Origin of the sequence: Bradyrhizobium zhengyangense (genome assembly GCF_022012435.1) — a bacterium.
Taxonomy (GTDB): Bacteria; Pseudomonadota; Alphaproteobacteria; order Rhizobiales; family Xanthobacteraceae; genus Bradyrhizobium; species Bradyrhizobium zhengyangense.
This window is the reverse complement of sequence record NZ_JAKLUA010000013.1, coordinates 79,842-100,488: the sequence shown is the minus strand read 5'-3', so window position 1 is coordinate 100,488 and position 20,647 is coordinate 79,842. Positions and strand designations below refer to the sequence as shown.

The window sequence follows — 20,647 nt, the reverse complement described above, 5'->3', positions numbered from 1 at the left end:
CTTCCAGCGGCCGTCCCGCGGCGGGGCCTGTAGCTCAATGGTTAGAGCCGGCCGCTCATAACGGTCTGGTTGCAGGTTCGAGTCCTGCCGGGCCCACCAGCCTTCGCTCGCTTCGCGAGCTTCGGCTCGGCGAGCCGGTGCCACGAAAGGCAAGCGAAGGCTGCCGCGCCGAAGCCCACCGGGCGAAGGCGGGCGGAGCAGCCACGCAGGAGCCGAAGGGCGAAGCGTGTCCGGCATAGCTGGAGCGCAGCGGAAGCGATGACGGACTGGCGCTCTTGCGGACACAAGCTCTTACTAGCCACCAGTCGCCCCCACTCTCACGGCAGGAGATTTTCATGGCCAGCGAAAAAGGCCCGAACATCAAGAAGAAACAGAAATGCAAGAACTGTGAAGGCAAGGGCTTGCTCAAGAAGGGCGACAAGGTGGTGAAGTGCCAGCGCTGCAAAGGCACGGGGGTGCGGTAATGTTGGGTTGATGGCCCTTCAATTGCCAGAAGCTGCGGTGACAGTGCACTCCAATGATCGCCACCAAGCCTTGTGAATTAAGTGCACTGTCACCGTAATTCCGGCCACGAGACCGCGTTGCTGAATATGAATAAGCGATGAACGCCGCGTGCCGCGGCAAAATCCATTCCCGTCCAGGAAACCGGGCCAAGCTCTGCGGCGTTTAGCCCTTACAAGCCACGGGAGGAACTGAACATGCCACTGACCAGCGCAGCTGCCGCAACGATCCTTGCTCTCCAAATTGGGGCACCCACAGCGGTCCAAACCGAAGCACCTGCAATTCAAAGCGATGCCCCGATCGTACAAGTTCGTGGCGGCTGGTGTGGGAATGGCTATGACATAGACATCCACGGGAATTGCTATCCCAACGGTGTCATTCCGCCGCAGTATCAGGCAGCTCGCCAAGGCTACGCTTACTACGGGCCCCGTCGATACTACCGGGAGGAGTACCGGCCGCGATGGCGGCGCGACTACTATCGCCCTTATTGAGCCTCAGGGTCTTACGCTGACCGTCCTCAATTTGCAGTGCAGGCAACGTTCGGGGTCGCGCCGGTAGCCCGAGTCTGTAGATTGATCCGTGATTCGCCGCCGACCGCTCAGGCGCTTCGGTAGTCCCGTGTGTTCGTTCTATTCGATGTGCGGTTCGCTATTCGGCAAGGGCAACCGCGGGCAATGAAGCAGCGGCCGTGCGGCGCCACCAGATTCTCGAATTTCGGTGACAGTGCACTCAATTCTTCGGGCCCTGTTCGTCGACTTGAAGGCTCGCCGCTGCGCGGCAATCGAGAGAAAGGCGGAAGACCCAGATTGGCCCCTCGGTGCTGAACCGAGAATCGCCGTCACGGACTCGTGAGGCGAGCCCCGCCCCGCCCGGATCATTCGCGTACACAGCGGCTTCAGGGACCCGGAGCTAATTCCTCGCGTTAAGGTCCCATGGGAACAAAAGGTACCAGGCCTCTCGCCATTGATGGCGGCGAATTCAGCTGCCGCGCTGACCTGGCGGACCTGGACCTGGCCAAGCTGGACCTGCCGAGGAGAGAAACCTACTATGAACAGGCTCCGAAGTTCCGCGTTTGAGGCTTGGATCAGCGGCATGGCGACCGAAGAAGTCGATCCCAGATTTGCCGACCTTGATGCATGGCCGCTGAATTCGGCGATGGAAGCGATGTGGGAGGGCCAGCTTGCGGCGGTCGCCGCAATTGGCCATGCCCTTCCCGCAATCACCGCGGCGGCCGAAGCGGCCAAGACTGCGCTCGGCGATCGCGGCCGCATTGTCTATGTCGGCGCCGGCACCTCGGGCCGCGTGGCGGTCCAGGACGGCGCCGAGCTGACACCGACCTTCGCCTGGCCCCGCGAGCGCGTCCGCTTCGTCCTCGCCGGCGGTGACAGGGCGTTCGTCACCAGCATCGAGGGCGCGGAGGACGATGTCGATGATGCCGTCACGCAGATCGAGGCCGCACGGCTCACACCCCATGACGTGGTGATCGCGGTCGCCGCCAGCGGCACAACGCCGTTCACGGTCGCGGCGCTGCAGCACGCCGGCTCTTTCGATGCCGTGACGGTCGCTGTCGCCAACAATCCCGGCACCGCCCTGCTGGCATCGGCAAAGTTTCCGATCCTGATCGAGACCGGCCGCGAGCTGATCGCCGGCTCCACGCGGATGAAGGCGGGCACCGCGCAGAAGGTCGTGCTCAACCTGATCTCTTCGGGGATCATGCTGCGCCTTGGCCGGGTGTATCGCGGCATGATGGTGAACATGCCGCCGACCAATGCCAAGCTGAAGCGGCGCGCCGAAGCCATGGTGGCACAAATCGCCGACTGCGACCCGTCGCACGCGGCACGCTCGCTCGAGCAGGCCGAAGGAGACGTCAAGACGGCGGTGCTTCTGGCGCTGGGTGTCAGCAGGGCTGATGCGGAGACCCTTCTGAAGGACGGCGACGGCAATCTTCGCCGCGTGCTTGCCGAGCTCGCCAGGGATCGGGGCTAGCATCCTGACCGGCATACCAAGCGTAGCCAATGACCCGGCCTAGGCGCCGACCTTGGCCAGCACGTCGGCGCGCAGGAAGCGCTCGATGAAGAGCATGAACAGCACCGAGGGCACGAGGAGGATCAGCGCCGTGATCGAGGCGACCTGATAGTTGCCGCCCATCGCCGCATTGTAGAGCAGCAGCGGCAGGGTCGTGACCTGCGGCACGCCGACGAAGAAGGTGCCGGTGAACTCGTCGAGCGATTCCAGGAAGACAAAGATGCCGCTGGCGACGATGCCGGGTGCCGCCAGCGGCAGCGTCACCGAGAAAAACGTCAGAAGCGGCGAGGCGCCGATGTTGCGCGCCGCAAGCTCCAGATCCTTGTCGACCGCGCCGAAGGCGGCGGCCGCGATCCAGACCGAATAGACCAGCCCGTGCGCGGCGTGGACGAGCACCACGGCGAAGACAGTGCCGTTGATGCCGAGCTGGTAGAAGACGCGGGCGACGTTGATGTAGATCGCGACCGACGGAAAGGCCTGCGGCAGCAGGAATACAACCATGAACAGGGCGCGCGCCGGCAGCTTCAGCCGCGCCAGCGCGTAGCCGGCCGGAATCGAGAGCGCGAGCGCAACGACGACCGTCAGCACCGCGATCCAGACCGATGTGCCGAGCGAGGCCATGGCGTCGCCTGAGGGGCGGAATACCTGCTGCCAATAACGCGTGCCGTAGGTCACCGGCAGCTTATAGGGCGTGTACCAGCGCTCGGCCACGGACCAGAGCGCGAGGTTGGCGAGCGGGCCGATCAGCACGAAGGCAAAGGCCGCGAGCAGGACCACAGCCAGCGCCGTGCGCAACGAAGATGCGAGAGGCATCATGACGCGCTCTCCTTGGCCATGCCGCGCTTCAGATAGATGATCGCAGCGCCGGCCGAGAGCAGATAGGTGATGACGCCGAGCGCATTCGCCGTGGCGTAATCGCCATAGGCGTTGATGCGGAAGGCCATGTCGACGGTCAGCAAAGTGGGCTGCGATCCCGCCACCATCATCGGGACCGACAGCACCGAGAGCATCGTCACGAACGACAGCACCAGCGCCACGAGGAGCTGCGGCATCACCTGAGGCAACGCGAGCTCGACCAGCACGCGCAAGCGAGAGGCACCGAGATTGCGGCCCGCTTCAAGCGTCGCGCGGTCGATCGCGGCGAGCGCGCCAGCGAGCAGCAGGGCAACGAAGGGCGTCTGCTTCCAGACGAAGGTGGCGATGATGCCGCGCCAGTCGAGGAAGCTTACCGCCTGGAGCGGCTCCATGAGCCCCATGGCGACGAAGGAATTGTTCATCAGCCCGTTTTTGGCGAGGAAGGTGCGCATGCACTGTGCCGCGACGATGAACGGGATGAAGAGCGGCCAGCGATAGAGCGCTTTCAGCGTGCCAACGATCCAGCGATTCTCGCCGAGCGTCAGCGTACCGGCGATGATGATGGCGGCGAGCCCCGTGAACGAGCAGGAGGCGAGCACGATCACGACGGTAAAGAGGACGTCGCCGGAATAGAGCTCCCAGGCCTTTCGAAAGGCATCCAGCGAGACGCCTCCTTTCGGCCCCGTGAAGGCCGAGATCAGCGAGAAGCTCAGCGGATAGAGAAACAGCGCCGCCACCAGCGCGAGGCCAGGCGCGATGAGCAGCAGAGCGAGCTGGCGTTGGGAGATGGACATCGAACCTGCTGACAACGGCGCAGAGGATAAAGGTCGTGACTCCCGGGCACGCGCCCGAGAATCACGACCCTCGCAACGAACCTCAATTCGCGACCTTCTTCTCGTAGCCCTCGAGGATGTCGTTGAAGTAGGGCGCTATCGGAAAGGGCTTGCCGTTGCTGGCGAGCTCGGCCGGCGTAACGTCGCTGAAGAGCTTGTCCCAGGCGGCCTTGTCGAGCTTGCCTTCGAGGTTCTTGGCGTCGATGCCCGGATACCAGTTGAACTTCTTGACGATGCCGTCGGCCTGGACTTGCGGCGAAGTTGCAAGCGCAATGAAGGCCTCGGCCAGCTTCTTCTGTGCCGATTTCTCCGGAATCGAATAATACATCGGCTGACCGGGCATGCCGGGCGAGATCAGTTTCAGCTTCATGTTCGGCGGCAGCTTGCCGTCGGCCTGCCACGAGTAGAACATGTCGACCCAGACAGGGCCGATCGCAATCTCGCCGCGGTTCAACATGTCGAGCGTGCCGGCATTGCCGGGGGTGATGGTGGCGTTGGCGTTGAAGGCCTTTAGATCCGCGAAGGCCTTGTCCCAATTGGCCTTGGTGGCGGCGTCGTAGGGGCCTTTGATCAGCTTGTCGGCATCGCCGCCGAATGCGTAGACCCAGCCGGCGACGAAGGCGACGCCCGACATGCCACCCTTGATGCCGTTATAGCCGAACTGCTTCGGATTCTTTTTGGCCCAATCGGCGAGCTCGGCAAAGCTCGCCGGCGGCGTCTTGACCATGTCGGCATTGTAAGCGAGCGCGGTCTGCGACTGGAACATCGGGATGACGTAGCCGCTTACGTCGGTGCCGAGCGCGTTCCTGGACGCGTCGCCCGTGGCGAGCTTGGCGGTATCGACATCGGCCGAATATTTGTCGAGCAGGCCCTCCTTGACCATCTGGCCGGCGGCCTTCTGGTGGATCACCACCACATCGAAATCGGTTGCGGTCGCGCCTTTCTGGGCGTTGAGCTTCTCGTAAATCTTCTGCGAGCCGGCATCGCCCGGCCCGGTGCCGACCGCGACGATCTTGACGCCCGGATGGGCCTTCTCGAACATCGGGGCAAGGTAGTCCTTGACGTAGTCGACCATATTCTGATCGCCCGCGGAGGCGACGTTGAGCGTTTGCGCAGCGAGCGGCGAAGCCGCGATCAGCGCGGCGAGCGAGGTGGCAATCGTGAGAAGGCGCATGAGTCTGGCTCCGTGTCGGATCGTTGGAAGGGGTCAGGCCGGGATGGACGCCTGTGCAGCCGGGAAGATGTGAAGGCGTGAAAGCGGGATACGCAGGCCGACGGCCGCGCCGGGCTCATGCCTGATGGCATGATCAACGGTCAGCTGGCGGCCGGCGACCTCGATCCTGTAGCGGTAGAGCCCACCCGGATAGCTGCGCGCCGCAATGCGACCCGGCACCACCAGATCCTCGCCGGGTGCGGCATCGGGCGCATCCAGACTGGCGACGTCGTCGCGGAAATAAGCGAGTGCTTCGCCCGCTGGCAGAGCAAGGTCGCGTTCACGGGGGATCACATAGCGCGCCTCGCCAGCCGCGATCGTGGCGGGGCCCTCGCCGGACTCGACACGGACGGGCAGCACGTTCTCGGCGCCCATGAAATTGGCGACGAAGGCGCTGTTCGGCCGGTCATAGACCTCCTCCGGCGTACCGATCTGCGCGATGCGGCCAGCATTCATGATGACCAGCCTGTCGGCCATCGTCATCGCCTCCTCGCGGTCATGCGTGACATGGATCGTGGTGACGCCGAGCCGCTGCTGGATGGCGCGGATTTCGTGACGCATCGTCATGCGGATCTTGGCGTCGAGGTTGGACAGAGGCTCGTCCAGCAGCAGGATGCCGGGGTCGACCGCCAGCGCGCGTCCCAGCGCCACACGCTGCCGCTGCCCGCCCGACATGGCCGTGACCTTGCGATCTTCGTAGCCGGAGAGCCCGAGCATCGCCAGCAGCGAGGACACCTTGGCGGCGATGTCGCGCTTGGACACCCCGCGCAGCTTCAGGCCGTAGCCTATGTTCTGGAGCACCGTCATATGCGGCCAGAGCGCATAGGACTGGAACACCATCGCCATGCCGCGCTTCTCGGGCGGCAGACCGGCGACGTCCTTGCCACCGACGGCAATCGAGCCGGACAAGACCGGCACAAAGCCGGAGAGCGAGCGCAGAAGCGTGGTCTTGCCGCAGCCGGAGGAGCCGAGCAGCGCCGTGAAAGACCCCGGCGCAAAATCGAGATCGACGCCGTGAAGCACTTTCGTGCCGCCATAGGCGACGTGCAGGCCGCGCACCTCGATTGCCGCGCCGACACCCGACATCACTTGCGAGCCCGCCCGCACGTTTCGCTCCTCCACGCCGCCCTATTTGCTCAGATGGAATTGTTCTTCCATTCTGCGATCAGCGTGGAATAAACATACCGACCCCTAGCGCGCTCGTGCAACAGATTTATGACTCCCGATGACCGTCGAGATCCGATCGCTCTGGCTCATGCCGTGCCCCGAAGACGAAGCGTTTCTCGCTTCGCTCATCGGCGAGCTTGCGGCGCGCTTCGGCACGCCGAATTTCGCGCCGCATCTGACGCTGCGCGGCGACACCAATGCAACGTTCGAGCATCTCCACGAGGATGCTCGGGCAGCAGCCGCTGCGTCGCAGGTCTTCGCCGAACCGATAGCTGGGATCGAGACGACGCAGGCGTTCTTCCGGGCCTTCTACGTGCGCTTCGCCGTTTCGGCGCCGCTCTCCAGGCTGAAGCAACGCCTCGATCCGCAGGAAGCTGAACGCTTCATGCCGCATGTCTCGCTGCTCTATGGCAACCTGCCGGAGGTCGTGAAGGCGCCGGCATCAGCCGAATTCGGGCAGCGCCTCGCGGGCCGCGCCATTACCTTCGACAGAATTTGCGTCGTCCGTTCAGGACAGGACATCCCCATCGCCGATTGGACGATCCAGGCCTCGGTGCCGCTCGGGCGCTGAGGCTTGTGAGGAGACCGACCAGTTCCTCTCATCATGCACATTGCGAAAAACGAAACGTCGTTCTATGGATTTTCCAGCCCATTTGGAGAACCATTCATGCCCGTCGGATTCAGAATCTTGAAACGCAACAGGAAGATCGGCGCCGATGTCGTCGAGCGTTTTGCGCGCCTGCCTGTCGCCAATGTCAGCGACAGCATGTCGCGCCTGACGGCCGGCGGTGCGCGGCTTCGTCCGATGCACGGGAGTGGCGGGCTGGCGGGCGCGGCACTGACGGTCAAGACGGCGCCCGGCGACAATCTCATGGTGCACAAGGCGATCGCGCTGGCCGAGCCCGGCGACGTCATCGTCGTCGATGCCGGCGGCGACCTGACCAATGCCATCACCGGCGAGATGATGATGATGCAGATGGTCAAGCGCGGCGTGGCGGGCCTCGTCATCAACGGCGCGATCCGCGACGCCGGCTTCATCCGCAGCCAGACATTTCCGGTTTTCGCGGCGGGCGTGACCCATCGCGGCCCTTACAAGAATGGCCCGGGCGAAATCAACGTTGCGATCGCGATCGACGGCATGGTGATCGAGCCCGGCGACCTCATCATCGGCGACGATGACGGCCTGCTCTGCGTGCCGTTCGATCAGACCGAGGCGGTGTTCAAGGCCGCCACCGCGAAGTTCGAGGCCGAGCAGAAGCAGATGGCCAATATCGAGGCCGGCACCCACGACGCCTCCTGGGTGGACAAGCAATTGCGCGAGCTGAAGTGCGAAGGCGTCGATTGAGACGCCTTCGGCCAGGTGGTTAGAAGCCGAACAGTTCGACCGGATTATCGACCAGGATGCGCCGGCGGGTTTTTTCGTCCGGCGCCCAGACGGCGAGAAGATCGAGCAATAACGCATCATCCGGCTTGGTGCCGCGCTGGGTCGGATGCGGCCAGTCGGTGCCCCACAGGATACGCTCGGGCGTTGCCTGCACGTAGGCACGCGCAACGTCGCTGGAATCCGCATAGGGCGAACCGAGCTTGCTGTCCTCATAGGGCTCGGTGACCTTCACCCAGGTGCGCCCCTCATCGAGCATGCGACGCACGGCGGCGAACGCAGGATGCTTGACGCCATCGGGCTGCGGAATACGCCCGAGATGGTCGATGACCACCTTGGTGGGCAGCGACCGGATGACTTTCTCATGAGTGACGATCTGATCGCCGGTCATCAGGATCTGCACGTGCCGGCCCAGCGGGCTGACGCGCCTCGCGAGCGCGGCAAGCATCTCCGGCGTTGTCGTTCCCCAGGTCTGCGGAGATACGAAATTGACGCGGATGGCGCAGACGCCGGCGTCGGCCAGCGCGCGCAGCTCTGCTTCCTCGACGTCGGCGTCGACCACGGCTACGCCGCGCGACGAGGAGCCGAGCTGGCCCAGCGCGTCGGCGAGACACCGGTTGTCGACCCCGTATGTGGATGGCTGCACCACCACGCTCCTGGTGGTGCCGAGCCGGCGACGGAGGTTTCGATAATCCGCGACGGTCGCACCCGATGGAAAGCCCTGGTGCCAATGCGGCGAAACGGGAAACCGTCCGTCGTAGATATGGTGATGGCAATCGCATGCGTCCGCGGGCGCGTTCAAGCGCGGCGGCGCCGACCCGGTGCTGTTGGGCACCGCCTGCTCGACGCCGTCCGCCCAGGCGCCCGTGCTCGCAGCCAGTAGACCAACGAGAACGCCGCGCCTGTTAATGGCGCGCCGTGACGTCTTGCCGCGCTCGCTCATGATTTCACCGCGACCATGTCGGCAGCACGCGCGACGTTGCGGCCGAGCACGAGGACGCAGGTCGCGGCCACGGCACACAGCAGCGCAAGCGGCAGCATCCCGAGCACGAAGCTTCCGGTCGATTGCTTGACCAGGCCAACCACGTTCACCATCAACCCGCCGCCGATCAAATTGGAGATCGCGTTGATGCCGGCGAGGCCGGCGGCGAGCGTGCTGGTCGAAAGCCAGCTTGCCGACAGCGCCCAGAACGGCCCCTTGAAGGCATAGGCGCCCACCAGGCAGAACGTCACCATGACGATGGTCGGCGCAACAGCCGTTCCCGTCAGGCCCAATGCGGTGAAGCCGCCGGCGGCGAGCAGCAGCGGAATGGCCGTGTGCCAGCGGCGCTCGCCCGATTTGTCCGAATGGCGGCCCCACAGCACCATGAGCACGGTCGCGATGCCGTACGGGATCGCATTGACGAAGCCGGTCTGCAGATTCGACAGGCCAAACGATTTCAGCAGCTGCGGTTGCCAGACCGACAGCACACTGCCGGTGGCGGAGGCACCGGAGCAGACCAGGGCCATGACCAGGAAATATTTGTTGGTGGCAAGCTGCCAGAGCGAGAGATGACCGACCGGCTTGCGCGCGGCTGCATCCGCCGCCATGCGGGCCGTCAACCAATCCCGCTGCTCATTGGTCAGCCAGGGCGCCCTTTCGGGCCTGTCGGTCAGAACGAACAGGCAGGCAAGCCCGAGCAAGACGGTCGGCAATCCCTCCAGGATGAAAAGCCACTGCCAGCCGCGCAGGCCAAGCGCGCCGTCGAGTTCGAGCAAGCCGACCGACAGCGGCGACCCCAGGAAGGTCGCAAGCGGGATCGAGACCGTGAAGGTCGCCAGGATGCGCGCGCGATACTCGGAAGGCAGCCAATAGGTCAGATAGAGGATCGCGCCGGGAAAGAAGCCGGCCTCCGCCGCGCCCAGGATGAAGCGCATCGCATAAAGCGAATACGGCCCCACGACGAACGCCATGCACGCCGTCACCAGGCCCCAGGTGATCATGATCCGGGCGATCCAGCGCCGCGCGCCGAATTTCTGCAGCGCCAGGTTGCTCGGCACTTCCACCAGGAAATAGGAAACGAAGAACAGGCTGGCGCCGAAGCCGAACATCGCCGGCGTGAGCCCGAGATCCTTGTTCATCTGCAGCGCTGCGAAGCCGACATTGACGCGATCGAGCAGCGCGAAGAAATAGCAGATCATCAGGAACGGCACGAGGCGCAGGACCACCTTGCGCATCGTCGCCTTCTCTATCGGGTCGATGTCCGTTCGAGCAGCCGTCACGTTTCTCTCCCTTTTATTGTTGGCTTTATTCGGCTGCTTTCGCGCTGGCCTGCATCCGGGTCGCGATCGCATCGATGGCGATCTTGTAGTTCTCGGGAACGACGCCTTTGAAGTGCTCCTTCAGGCCCAGGCTGTCCTTCCAGCGCAGCCGTGCCGCGGTCGCGCGCGCCATCAGCGGCTCGATGCCGGCATCCTCGACCGCCTCGGCCGCCATCTCGACCTCTTCGGTGCGTCGCTTGGCGTGGATGACGCCTGAGGGCGTCAGGCTCTCGACCGTGTCCATGAACGGACGCGTCAGCGTCTTCGACGCCGAGGCCAATACGGTTTCGTCCAGGCCATAGGACCGGGCGGCGAGCAGCGTCTCGTCGATCAGCGCCTCGATGCCCTTGATCAGGACCGAACGAAGGATCTTGATGCCCGAGGCCGTGCCGAGCTTGTCGCCGGCGAATTCGATGCTCATGCCCCAGGGCACGAGCAGGTCGACCACGCGCTGGCCGGCGGGACCGCTCGACATCATGTGCATCGCATAGCCATGCTTGGGCGTGCCCATGATGGAGCCGTCACCGAGCGTGGCGCCTGTCCCTGCGAGCCGTTCGGCGACGCCATATTTCACCTTGGGCGTAGCTGAGGCGAAGTCGAGGAAGGTATGGCGGCCATCGAGCACAGGCGCAAACGCGGCTGCGCTTTCGAGCGACCTGGAACCCGGCGTGACGCTGAAGATCAGCTCCGCGGCATCGGCCAATTCCCGGTTGGACTTGACCAGAGTGACGCCCGCGGCTTTGGCACGGCCCTGGATCAGATCGGCATAGGGACCGTCGAAGGCGTATTTGTCGTAGCAGAAGATCTGCAGCAGGCCGGCCTCGCGCAGTCCCTTGCCCAGCGTGCTGCCGATCTCGCCATAACCGACGAGACCGAGACGGAACTGCTTTCGCTCGCTCATTTTCAAATTCCTTTCGAGAGGGGTGCGATCGCGCCCGCGCGGCCGTCAGCCGTTCCGGCCTGTCGCTGCAGGCTGGCGCCAACCAGGCGGATCAGGATGCCGGCCAGGGCGAGAAACGCGGCCACCGAGATCAGGGCCCATGAGAAGCTGTCGGTCGCCTGCTTGATCACGCCGATGAGATAGGGACCGACGAAGCCGCCGAGATTGCCGATCGAGACGATCATCGCGAGGCCGCCCGCGGCGGCGCTGCCGGTGAGGAAGCTCGACGGGATCGGCCAGAAGGTCGACTGGTAGCACATGATGCCGATCACGGCGCCGCAGAGGGCGACGATCGAGACCAGCGCGGACGATGTCGCGTAGCCGCAGACGATCAGCGAGGCCGCGCCGACGAGCAGGCCCGACGCCACGAACCAGCTGCGCTCGCCGCCGTTGTCCGACAGCCGCGCCCATAGCATCATCGTGATGGCGCCGCAGATATAGGGAATGGCGGCGATGAAGCCGACGGCGACGACGCCGAAGCCGAAACCTTTGATGATCTGCGGCATCCACAGCCCTAGACCGACCGAGCCGATGATGGCGCAGAAATTCACGGCCGCGCAGACGAGAACCCGCCAGTTGAGGAAAGCATCCTTGAGGCGGGATGAGTGTCTGGCGGCAATGGCCTCGCGTTCCGACGCCAGCACGCCTGCGAGCCAGGTCCGCTCCGCGGGGCTGAGCCAGCTGGCCTGTTCGGGCTTGTCGGTGAGCGCAAAGAGGCACGCGAAGCCAAGCAACGTGGCCGGCAGGCCCTCGATGATCAAAAGCCACTGCCAACCATGCAGGCCGCCCAGGCCGTCAAGGGTGAGCAGCGAGCTCGAGATCGGCGCACCGATGATGTTGGCGATCGGGATGCCGAGCAGAAAAGCCGCAGTCGCCGTGCCGCGGACGCGCGCCGGAAACCAATAGGTGAAATAGAGGAACACACCGGGCGTGAAGCCGGCCTCGCCAAGTCCGAGCAGGAAGCGCATGACGCCGAAGCTCGCAGGACCAACCACGAATGCGGTTGCCGCCGAGATCAAGCCCCAGGTGATCAGGATGCGGGCAATCCATTTGCGGGCGCCGATCGCCTGCAAGGCGAGATTGCTCGGCACTTCCGCCAGGAAATAGCCGAAGAAGAACAGCCCGGCGCTCCAGCCGAATGCAGACGGCGAGATGCCGAGGTCGCCGTTCATCGTCAGGCTGGCGATGCCGACATTGACCCGGTCGAGATAGGCGACGATGTAGCAGAGCAGCAGAAAGGGCACGATGCGCCACAGCACCTTCGAGAGGATCTTCTCCTCCTCGGGTGTGAAGCCCTGTTGGGCTGAGGCGGCTGCAACGCTTGCCATGGGTTCCCTCCGGGCGCCGGTGTTCTCCCGGCCATGGGGAGCGCCTTAACAAAAATAGAACGGCGTTGCAATTCATTTTGAAACGCCGTTTCATTTTATTGAAAGGTGTCGCGCGCCCTTCGCAGCTGGTCCCAGGGAAAAGTGAGCGCCAATCGTCGGTTAAGGTGCGTCGCCGCAGCCTCGATCTCCACTGTCATGCCCCGGCTTTGACCTGGCTTTGACCGGGCATCCAGCACGCCGCGGCCTTTCGGCTCGATCACTCTGTCTCGGAGTACCGGATCGCCCGGTCCTAGTGCGCAATTGCGCACTGGCGGGGCGATGACACCCAGTGTGTGGCAGCTAGTCGGCGTGCGAGAACATCGGAAGGCCCGGTGTTTCGAGTTCGGCGCGCAGCAGGGTTCCAGTGCGGCTCTCGGTGATGAAGAGGCTCTTTCGCTGCGGTCCGCCAAAGGCGAGATTGGTCGTACCGACACCCGCGCAGGAGACGATGCGGTCGAGCGGTTCAGCCAGTTGCGACAATCGCCAGACCGAGCCGAAGCCGGTGTGGCAGACCAGCAGATTGCCGCCGTCATCCAGCGCCAGTCCGTCGGGACCGCCGGGACCGCCATGCAGATGCGAGAAGATGCCGACCTTCGTGGTGAGGCCGCTCGCCGGCAGCGGCACGCGCCAGATCTGGTTGGCGCGCGTCACCGCGACGAGCAGAAAACTTTCCTCGGCATCGACGACGATGCCGTTCGGGCTCGGGATCGTGTTGATCAGGCAGCTGAGCCGGCCGTCCGGCGTCAGCTTCCAGACCCGGCCACTGGGATCGTGCATGCCCGTCTGGCCCTGGTCGGTGAAATAGAGATTGCCAGACGGTGCGAAGACGAGGTCGTTCACGCCCTTGAAGCTCTCGCTCGCCGCCGTCTCCAGGAACGGCGTCACAGCGCCGCTGGCCGGATCGAGCAGCATGATCCCGCGCTTGTAATCGGTGATGAACACGCGGCCGTCACGGTGGATCTTCAAGCCGTTCGGCCAGCCATCATATTCGGACACCAGTTCCCACACGCCGTCAGCGCTGACGCGGAAGATGCGGCCATAGGGAATGTCGGTGATGTACAGTCGCCCCTGCCGATCGAAGGACGGCCCTTCCAGGAAGGAGTCGATTTCGCGTCCGCCCTGGTTGGCATCCGCCCAGGCGGTGCGGCGCGGCTTGCGAAGATGATCAGGCAGCCGTGTGAAGATGCTGGTTTCGATCCGGCGCGGCGGGCTGAAGAACGTCATCGGCTAACCTTTGGGACGAGCTTGGCAGAACCATCGAGTCGACAGGATTGTCGCCCGCCGAGGCCGACGCGGCAAGCTAAAACGAAACGCCGTTCCGTTTCATGTCGAACCGGTCCGCCTGCGTCCGCTTTTCGCCGTGCCCGAGGTCGGAGTTCCTCCGCACGCTAGCGTCAGCTTGCTTGCGGCCTCGACCAACGGCGCCTTGATCTGCTCCGCGCGCGCCGTGGTGAGCCGGCTGACCGGGCCCGAGACCGCCAGCGCCCCGACCAGGGAGTCGCCGATGCCGAACACGGGCATGGCGAGCGCGGCCGCATGAGGATCGGTCACACCGGAGGTGAACAGCGGCAGTTCGTCATCAGGCTCGGGCGGCCCGGACTCATACCGCCGCAGCGTTTGCGCGATGGCGGACTTGTCCATGGGGCGGGTATCGCCCGGCTGCACGGTCATCCGGATGCGATTGCTGCTCTCCACCCGGAACAGACAAAGCCTCTCCTCGCCATTGCGAACATAGAAGGACGTCGTCTCACCGGTCTTTGCCGCAAGCTGCTCGAGCACCGGCATGACATGGTCGGCCAGACGAAACGCCTGCTGATAGGCGGTGCCGAGGCGCAAGGTCTCCGCATCGAGCCGGTAGGAGCCGTCCGGCAGGCGGGCGAGCAACCGGTATTGCTGCAGCGACAAGGCCAGCCGCAGGATCGTGCTCTTGACGAGGCCGGTCCGCTCCGCGAGCTCGGCCAGGCTCAAGGCGCCGTCGCCGCGGCGGAACGCGGTCAGCACCGCGAGTGCGCGTTCTGCTGCCGATACGCCCTTGAGTGCGGGCGGCTTCTTCACGGTCTGCTTTGCCATATCACCCCTCGTCCTCGTCACGTCCTAAGGCATTCTGCCGACGAGGAGAAGAGGCTACGACCTCGAATCGCGGTGCGCTCATGTTGCGCGACCGTAGGCAGCGTGAAGCTCCGATGTTCGCTGCATTCGTTCAACAGAGGTGCAGCGACGGCCCAGAAGGGTTGATAGAAGCTCACCTCGTGACGAGGGATCGCGTCAATCGTCACGGCAAGACGGGTTTGCAGATTCGCACGAATTCCACCGTCACCCGAGCATGATGCCGCGGATGTTACCCGCCGCGAGGCGGTAGCGGATTGCGGGGACATCGACCGAGGCTCACTTGTTGGTTCACAGTAAGTCCATCGGAGAAATGACCATGCGATCAAGTCTGGTCCTGAGCCTTTTGATTTTCCTGTGCGCACCCGTCGGCGCCGCTACGGCAGCCCAGGGACATCGGCATCATGCAACTGTTCACTCTGGCCGAGTTTCGACCACAGGGGCCGCCGCGGCCTGGGCCTATTCACCGGGAGCGCCGGCCCGCCCTCAGCCGACCCCGCACTACGATGATCAGCCAGAACCAGGTCATAATCCGTTTGCGGGATGGGGCGGTTAGCACCGGACGCCAGCGCAGCGGCGCGGTCGCTGCTGCCGGCGGCCAGCCACCCTATTTCGGATGCGCCTTGCCGGTCCAACCAACCCGCGACAAGTTGCCGGTGCGCCTGCCTTAACAAAAGTGGTTACCCGAATATTGACGCTCAGAGGGATGACCCGCTTCACCACCTCTTCGTGCTGCGCGCGCCGCTGCGCCAGCCCTTGCGTGTTGAGCAACTCAGGTCGAGCCACGCATCGCCGGCAATGATCCCTCCTTTGCCTGCCGCGGTTCATTAACGACGCAGTACGAATTGGCTTCTGATGAAGGCCATCTTTGATAAATTTCGCATACGACCACAGAGGCGCCAATCCAGGCCGACCGCGCTCAGGCCGCCTCCCTTGAGCAGCTGATTCAGACGCGAGCTGTTCATGGACGTGACCGACCCGTGCACCGGCAAGGAAAGATGAGATGCAAGTCAGATCAGCGCTTCAGATCAATTTGCATCCGCTGGACGTGCGCCATGCGGTCCACACACTGCCGCATCAGCTCGACGTGTGGGGCGATCAGGTCGATCGTATCGTCTTCACCGTCGACACCAAGCAGAGCAAGAGCGGCCGCTATACCGGCAGCGCTTACGAGGAGAGCCGCAGGCGCCTGTTCGCATTGCTGGAGGCCATCGCGCTGAAATCGCCGAAGGCAGAGATTTCCGAGGTCGACTATTCGCCGGCGGCGCTCGAGGCCGTACGGCAGCGCTATTTCTCGACATCCAGCGCCTATCCGGAAAAGGCCTTCGATGGCGGGCCGTTCCACGCCTATTTCTACGGTCTGTTGAAGACGAACGCGGACTATGTCGTGCATATGGACAGCGACATGCTGTTCGGCGGCGGCAGCCAGGTCTGGCTGGAGGAAGCGATCGGCTGGCTGAAGACAACGCCCGATGCGCTGTTCGCCGGACCGCTTCCCGGGCCGCCCCGCACTGACGGCACACTCGGCGATCTGCATGGGGGCTTCCCGGGATTATCAGGCATCCAGCCGCCCGAACGGCTGGACGCCGCCTACCCCGCTTACCGTTTTCGCACGGTGAGCACGCGGATCTTCGTGCTTGATCAGACCAAGTTCGATGCATCGATCGGAGCGCTGCAACTGGTGCGTCCGAATCTCAAGCGCCGGATTCGCGCAAAACTGTTTCGCCAGTCGCCGCTGACGATGCCGGCGGAGGAGATCATCTCCGCGGCCATGATGCGCAATCATCTTTCCCGCATCGACTTTCTCGGTTCGGGCGCCGGGCTCTACTCGCTCCACCCACCTTATCGCACGGATACCTTCTATCGGGAATTGCCGCAGCTGATCGCGCGCATCGTCGCCGGTGCGATACCGGACGCCCAGCGCGGCGACTATGATGTCAATTCAAGCATGTTCGACTGGACCGAAGCGCTGCGGCAGAAGACCGTCAGCCGTCGTCTCGCCCGTGCCGCGCGCACACTGATGTCGAGTTGAGCATCATCCCGACGCAGTCGCCGCCGCCGGGCGCCAGCTGCGATATTTCGGGTGGCCCTTGCCGATCGGCAGCGCCACCGCCGTGCCTGTTTCAGCGGCATGATAGAGCGCGGTGATCAGCTCCAGCGAACGCCGCGCGTCGTCCAGCGTCACCGGCAACGGGCCGCCCGATTCCAGCGCCTGATGATAGGCTGCCATCAGGCCTTCGAAGCGCGATGGCACGAAGGTGAACCCTTCGAGCGCCGCGGCGATCCGCCCTTCTGCTTCCGGCGAGGTGGCGATGATCTGCCAGGGATCGTCGCCGGGAGCATAAGGCGAAAGCGAGCTCTCGAAGGTGACGTGCTCGAAGCACAGCCGGAGACGGCTGATCTCCTTGGCCGACCCCAGCGTCGCGGCCAGCGAGGCCAGCGCGCCGTTTGCCATCACGAGGCTCGCCACCGCGCAGTCTTCGACCTCGATGTCATTGACGCGCGTTGCGGTGCGCGCAAACACTGAGGCGATATCGCCCATCAGCCAGGTCAGGATGTCGTGGGAATGAATGGCGTGGGTGAGCAGCGCCCCACCCAATTCGGTCTCGAAGCGGCCGCGCCACGGCACCGCATAATATTTGGCGCCGCGCAGCCAGGCGGTCTCGATGGTCGCCAGATACGGCTTGCCGGCAAGGCCAAGCTCGATGATGCGCCGTGCCTTCTGCAGGCCGTTGCCGAAACGATACTGGAACACCGGCATGAGACGCCCGCGCGAGGTGGCCTCGGCGGCGGCGAGCTGGTCGACCTCTTGCAGCGAGCCGACCAGCGGCTTTTCGCAGATCACCTGCTTGCCGGCGGCGAGCGCCGCCATGACTTGCGGAAAGTGTAGTGTTGGCGGCGTGCAGATATCGACGATCTCGACGTCGCCCATGGCCAGCACCTCGTCGAACGAGGTGGTCCGGCGCGGCACCGCGAACTCGTCGCCGACAGCCGCGAGGCGCTCCTCGTTGAGATCGCAGATCACCTGCACATCGAACCGATCGCGCAGGCGCGCATAGCCCTCGTCGATATGGCTGCGGCCGATGCCGAGGCCGATGACAGCAACCGTTCTACGCTTCGACATACTTTAGGCCCTTTCTTGCGCCTTGCCTTCCGCCATCGCCTGCGCGGTGAGCGCCAGCTCCATGGCCTTGAAGCAGCGGGCCTGCGGGATCGCGGTCTCGGTGCGATCACGCACGTCGGCGATGAGCTGGCGGCCATAGGGGAGTTCGACGTTGGAGCAGTCGATCCGGTGCACGCCCTTGCGGTCGACCATGATGAGGTGGTCGATGCCCCCCTGCCCCGCGATATCAATGTATTTGCGCAGCTCCATATAGCCCTCGGTGCCGAGAATGGTGATGCGGCCGTCACCCCAATTGGGCAGGCCATCGGGGGTGAACCAGTCGACACGGATATAGCCGGTGACGTCGCCGGTCCGCAGCAGCATCTCGCCGAAATCCTGCAAGCCAGGCCTATCAGGATTGGCGCGATTGGCGACCGTCGCGCTGACGACCTTGGCGTCGAGCGCGTCGGCGAAGAAAAGGAATTGTTCGCACTGATGCGAGGCGATGTCGGTCAAGACGCCGCCGGTGCGCTCGCGCGAATAAAACCAGTCGGGCCGCGGCAGGTTCTTCAGCTTGTGCGGACCGAGCCCCACGGTGTTGATGACCTTGCCGATGGCGCCTGATGCGACCAGCTCGCCGGCCTTCACGGTGGAGCGGGTCTCGAAATGCTCGGAGTAGCAGACAGAGTAAATCCGCTTGGTTTCGGCCTGGACCCGGCGCACCTCGGCCAGTTGCTCCAGCGAGGTCATGCCCGGCTTGTCGCTCATATAGTCCTTGCCGTGGCGCATCACCTCGATGCCGAGCGGCGCGCGGTCGGCGGGGATGCCGGACGAGAGGATCAGTGCGATGGACTTGTCTTCGAGCAATCGCGCCCGCTCGGCGACGCGCGGCGCTTGCGGATATTTCGCGGCGAAAGCCTGGGAGAGATCGTCCTCGACCGCATGAAAGCCGACCAGCTCGGCGCCGGCGCGCAACAGGCAATCGACCTGGCCATAGATGTGGGCGTGATTGATGCCGATCGCGGCGAAACGCAGTTTGCTCATGATTTTTTTCCTTGGTTAGCGGCCGTCAGCCCTTCAACCCTGTCGTGGCGATGCCATCGATCAGGAGACGCTGGAAGAACAGAAAGAACACGAACAACGGCAGCAGCGTCAGTGTCGACATCGCGAACAGCGCGCCCCAGTCGGATTTGCCGGTGGAATCGACGAAGCTGCGCAGGCCAAGCTGGACGGTGTAGGAGTTCATGTCGTTCAGATAGATCAGCGGCCCGAAGAAGTCGTCCCAGGTCCAGATGAAGGTGAAGATGGCGGCCGTGGCGAGCGCCGGTATCGACAGCGGCAGGATCACGATCCAGTAGATGCGCCAGGGACCGCAGCCGTCGATCATCGCGGCCTCATCGAGCTCGCGCGGGATCGAGCGGAAGAACTGCACCAGCAGGAAGATGAAGAAGGCGTCCACCGCGAGGAATTTCGGCACGATCAGCGGCAGGAAGGTGTCGACCCAGTCGAGATTGAGGAACAGGATGTATTGCGGGATCAGCGTGACGTGGTACGGCAGCATCAGCGTGCCGAGCATTAAAGCGAACCAGAATTTCTGGCCGCGGAACTTCAGTCGCGCGAACGCGTAGGCCGCCAGCGAGCACGACATCACGTTGCCCACCACGCTGCACAGTGACACCACCAGCGAGTTCAGGAAGAACTTGCCGAAGGTCACTTGCAGCCCCGACCAGCCGCGCCAATAGGCGGCAAGGCTGAAGTGGCGCGGCCAGAGCGAGGCATCGCCGAAGATGTCGCTGTCCGGCTTGAACGAGCTCGCCAGCATCCAGAGCAGCGGATACAGCATGGCGATCGAGGCGAGGCACAGCACGACATGATAGAGCAGCGTGCGGCCGCCTCGATTGCGAGAGGGCGAAACCTGATCCTGTCCTGCGAGATCAACCATCGTAATGCACCCAGTAGCGCGATGACAGGAAGGATAACGCGGTGAAGGCCGCGATGATCACCACCAGCACCCAGGCCAGCGCGGAAGCATAGCCCATGCGGAAATAGGCAAATGCCTCCTGGTAGAGATAAAGTGTGTAGAACAGCGTCGCGTCGATCGGCCCGCCGGTGCCGCCGCTGATGATGAAGGCCGGCGTGAACGCCTTGAAGGCGTCGATGGTCTGCACCACGACGTTGAAGAACAGCACCGGCGTCAGCAGCGGCAGCGTGATCCGCCAGAACTGCTGGCTGCGGCTGGCTCCGTCGATCTCGGCAGCCTCATAGACGTCCTTCGGAATCTGGCGCAGGCCGGCGAGAAAGATGATCATCGGCGAGCCGAACTGCCACACGGCCAGCGCCACCAGCGTATAGAGCGCGGTGTCGGGATTGGAGATCCAGCTCGGTCCATGAATGCCGACGAGCTTCAGCGCCTGGTTGGGCAGGCCGTCGCTTGCGAACAACTGGCGCCACAGCACCGAGACCGCCACGCTGGCGCCGATCAGCGAAGGCAAATAGAAGATCGCCCGGTACAGCGGCAGGCCGCGCAGGCCCCGGTTCAGCATCATGGCCACCAGCAGTGCGAAGGCGAGCTTGAGCGGCACGGATAGCGCCACATAGAGGAAGGTGACGTGCATTGCCGCGCTGAACTTGGGATCGCTGGTGGCGATGCGCACATAGTTGGCGGCGCCGACCCAGCGCGGGTTGCTGAGCAGGTCGTAATCCGTGAACGACAGATACAGCGAGACCAGCGCCGGTCCCAGCGTGAGCCCGAAAAAGCCGATGAGCCAGGGCGCGAGAAACAGATAGCCCGTGGCGCTCTCGCGCCAGGACGTCTCGGGTGCGCGTACCGCCGGCAAGGCCTGTCGGGACGTGGC

Annotated in this window: 18 protein-coding genes, 1 tRNA gene and 1 pseudogene; 6 read left to right on the top strand and 14 right to left on the bottom strand. The window is 64.1% G+C overall.

Features of this window, described 5'->3' with window-relative positions; translation table 11 throughout:
• The first annotated feature begins 23 nt into the window (after positions 1–23).
• From L6637_RS30565 to L6637_RS30560, 3 genes are all read left to right on the top strand, one after another.
• Positions 24–99, top strand: a tRNA-Ile gene (locus L6637_RS30565).
• A gap of 236 nt (positions 100–335) precedes the next feature.
• On the top strand, positions 336–464 hold the full coding sequence (locus tag L6637_RS42455) for a hypothetical protein (RefSeq protein WP_256379163.1): 129 nt from the start codon (positions 336–338) through the stop codon (positions 462–464).
• Between the two features lie 1,084 nt (positions 465–1,548).
• The gene (locus L6637_RS30560; RefSeq protein WP_276575780.1) at positions 1,549–2,487 is read left to right on the top strand and encodes an N-acetylmuramic acid 6-phosphate etherase; all 939 of its coding nucleotides are present in this window, start codon (positions 1,549–1,551) and stop codon (positions 2,485–2,487) included.
• Positions 2,488–2,526: 39 nt separating this feature from the next.
• Here L6637_RS30560 and L6637_RS30555 read toward each other — a convergent pair whose 3' ends face one another.
• From L6637_RS30555 to L6637_RS30540, 4 genes are all read right to left on the bottom strand, one after another.
• The gene (locus L6637_RS30555; RefSeq protein ID WP_237872791.1) at positions 2,527–3,342 is read right to left on the bottom strand and encodes an ABC transporter permease; all 816 of its coding nucleotides are present in this window, start codon (positions 3,340–3,342) and stop codon (positions 2,527–2,529) included.
• Positions 3,339–4,169: an ABC transporter permease gene (locus L6637_RS30550; protein ID WP_377803189.1), complete on the bottom strand. Its 831-nt coding sequence runs from the start codon at positions 4,167–4,169 to the stop codon at positions 3,339–3,341. The genes L6637_RS30555 and L6637_RS30550 overlap by 4 nt, the downstream gene beginning before the upstream one ends.
• Before the next feature lie 88 nt (positions 4,170–4,257).
• Positions 4,258–5,388, bottom strand: coding sequence for an ABC transporter substrate-binding protein (locus tag L6637_RS30545; RefSeq protein ID WP_237865331.1), 1,131 nt, complete (start codon positions 5,386–5,388; stop codon positions 4,258–4,260).
• Positions 5,389–5,421: 33 nt separating this feature from the next.
• Complete coding sequence (locus L6637_RS30540) at positions 5,422–6,534, bottom strand: ABC transporter ATP-binding protein (protein WP_338076875.1); 1,113 nt, start codon at positions 6,532–6,534, stop codon at positions 5,422–5,424.
• A gap of 118 nt (positions 6,535–6,652) precedes the next feature.
• On the opposite strand from L6637_RS30540, the gene L6637_RS30535 reads away from it, so the two are divergent.
• Positions 6,653–7,165 carry a 2'-5' RNA ligase family protein gene (locus L6637_RS30535; RefSeq protein ID WP_237872789.1) on the top strand — a complete coding sequence of 171 codons (513 nt, stop codon included), beginning with the start codon at positions 6,653–6,655 and terminating at the stop codon, positions 7,163–7,165.
• A gap of 96 nt (positions 7,166–7,261) precedes the next feature.
• On the top strand, positions 7,262–7,939 hold the full coding sequence (locus tag L6637_RS30530; RefSeq protein ID WP_237872788.1) for an RraA family protein: 678 nt from the start codon (positions 7,262–7,264) through the stop codon (positions 7,937–7,939).
• A gap of 19 nt (positions 7,940–7,958) precedes the next feature.
• Here L6637_RS30530 and L6637_RS30525 read toward each other — a convergent pair whose 3' ends face one another.
• The 6 genes from L6637_RS30525 to L6637_RS30500 all read right to left on the bottom strand — a co-directional run bounded on the left by L6637_RS30525 (position 7,959) and on the right by L6637_RS30500 (position 14,653).
• The gene (locus tag L6637_RS30525) at positions 7,959–8,918 is read right to left on the bottom strand and encodes an amidohydrolase family protein (protein WP_237872787.1); all 960 of its coding nucleotides are present in this window, start codon (positions 8,916–8,918) and stop codon (positions 7,959–7,961) included.
• Complete coding sequence (locus L6637_RS30520) at positions 8,915–10,237, bottom strand: MFS transporter (RefSeq protein WP_237872786.1); 1,323 nt, start codon at positions 10,235–10,237, stop codon at positions 8,915–8,917. The genes L6637_RS30525 and L6637_RS30520 overlap by 4 nt, the downstream gene beginning before the upstream one ends.
• A gap of 25 nt (positions 10,238–10,262) precedes the next feature.
• On the bottom strand, positions 10,263–11,177 hold the full coding sequence (locus tag L6637_RS30515) for an NAD(P)-dependent oxidoreductase (RefSeq protein WP_237872785.1): 915 nt from the start codon (positions 11,175–11,177) through the stop codon (positions 10,263–10,265).
• A 2-nt stretch (positions 11,178–11,179) separates the two neighbouring features.
• Entirely contained in the window at positions 11,180–12,544 is a 1,365-nt protein-coding gene (locus tag L6637_RS30510; protein WP_237872784.1) for an MFS transporter, read from the bottom strand.
• 339 nt (positions 12,545–12,883) lie between these two features.
• Positions 12,884–13,807, bottom strand: coding sequence for an SMP-30/gluconolactonase/LRE family protein (locus tag L6637_RS30505; RefSeq protein ID WP_237872783.1), 924 nt, complete (start codon positions 13,805–13,807; stop codon positions 12,884–12,886).
• A gap of 99 nt (positions 13,808–13,906) precedes the next feature.
• Positions 13,907–14,653, bottom strand: a complete 747-nt coding sequence (locus L6637_RS30500) for an IclR family transcriptional regulator (protein ID WP_237872782.1) — start codon at positions 14,651–14,653, stop codon at positions 13,907–13,909.
• A 1,039-nt stretch (positions 14,654–15,692) separates the two neighbouring features.
• Here L6637_RS30500 and L6637_RS30495 point away from each other — a divergent pair.
• Positions 15,693–16,721 (top strand): glycosyltransferase family 2 protein, encoded by a 1,029-nt coding sequence (locus L6637_RS30495; RefSeq protein WP_237872781.1) that lies wholly within the window; start codon positions 15,693–15,695, stop codon positions 16,719–16,721.
• 3 nt (positions 16,722–16,724) lie between these two features.
• Here L6637_RS30495 and L6637_RS30490 read toward each other — a convergent pair whose 3' ends face one another.
• The 4 genes and pseudogenes from L6637_RS30490 to L6637_RS30475 all read right to left on the bottom strand — a co-directional run.
• Positions 16,725–17,813: a Gfo/Idh/MocA family protein gene (locus L6637_RS30490; protein WP_237872779.1), complete on the bottom strand. Its 1,089-nt coding sequence runs from the start codon at positions 17,811–17,813 to the stop codon at positions 16,725–16,727.
• 3 nt (positions 17,814–17,816) lie between these two features.
• Positions 17,817–18,836, bottom strand: a complete 1,020-nt coding sequence (locus L6637_RS30485; protein WP_237872778.1) for a Gfo/Idh/MocA family protein — start codon at positions 18,834–18,836, stop codon at positions 17,817–17,819.
• A gap of 25 nt (positions 18,837–18,861) precedes the next feature.
• Complete coding sequence (locus L6637_RS30480) at positions 18,862–19,635, bottom strand: carbohydrate ABC transporter permease (RefSeq protein WP_237865507.1); 774 nt, start codon at positions 19,633–19,635, stop codon at positions 18,862–18,864.
• A 91-nt stretch (positions 19,636–19,726) separates the two neighbouring features.
• Positions 19,727–20,587: pseudogene (locus tag L6637_RS30475) on the bottom strand (carbohydrate ABC transporter permease); the annotation flags it as partial.
• Positions 20,588–20,647: the final 60 nt, after the last annotated feature.

Coding starts and splice junctions, on each gene's coding strand:
- L6637_RS42455 (WP_256379163.1), top strand. CDS start 336: ATGGCCAGCGAAAAAGGCCCGAACATCAAGAAGAAACAGAAATGCAAG.
- L6637_RS30560 (WP_276575780.1), top strand. CDS start 1,549: ATGAACAGGCTCCGAAGTTCCGCGTTTGAGGCTTGGATCAGCGGCATG.
- L6637_RS30555 (WP_237872791.1), bottom strand. CDS start 3,342: ATGATGCCTCTCGCATCTTCGTTGCGCACGGCGCTGGCTGTGGTCCTG.
- L6637_RS30545 (WP_237865331.1), bottom strand. CDS start 5,388: ATGCGCCTTCTCACGATTGCCACCTCGCTCGCCGCGCTGATCGCGGCT.
- L6637_RS30535 (WP_237872789.1), top strand. CDS start 6,653: ATGACCGTCGAGATCCGATCGCTCTGGCTCATGCCGTGCCCCGAAGAC.
- L6637_RS30530 (WP_237872788.1), top strand. CDS start 7,262: ATGCCCGTCGGATTCAGAATCTTGAAACGCAACAGGAAGATCGGCGCC.
- L6637_RS30525 (WP_237872787.1), bottom strand. CDS start 8,918: ATGAGCGAGCGCGGCAAGACGTCACGGCGCGCCATTAACAGGCGCGGC.
- L6637_RS30515 (WP_237872785.1), bottom strand. CDS start 11,177: ATGAGCGAGCGAAAGCAGTTCCGTCTCGGTCTCGTCGGTTATGGCGAG.
- L6637_RS30510 (WP_237872784.1), bottom strand. CDS start 12,544: ATGGCAAGCGTTGCAGCCGCCTCAGCCCAACAGGGCTTCACACCCGAG.
- L6637_RS30505 (WP_237872783.1), bottom strand. CDS start 13,807: ATGACGTTCTTCAGCCCGCCGCGCCGGATCGAAACCAGCATCTTCACA.
- L6637_RS30500 (WP_237872782.1), bottom strand. CDS start 14,653: ATGGCAAAGCAGACCGTGAAGAAGCCGCCCGCACTCAAGGGCGTATCG.
- L6637_RS30495 (WP_237872781.1), top strand. CDS start 15,693: ATGCAAGTCAGATCAGCGCTTCAGATCAATTTGCATCCGCTGGACGTG.
- L6637_RS30490 (WP_237872779.1), bottom strand. CDS start 17,813: ATGTCGAAGCGTAGAACGGTTGCTGTCATCGGCCTCGGCATCGGCCGC.
- L6637_RS30485 (WP_237872778.1), bottom strand. CDS start 18,836: ATGAGCAAACTGCGTTTCGCCGCGATCGGCATCAATCACGCCCACATC.
- L6637_RS30480 (WP_237865507.1), bottom strand. CDS start 19,635: ATGCTGTATCCGCTGCTCTGGATGCTGGCGAGCTCGTTCAAGCCGGAC.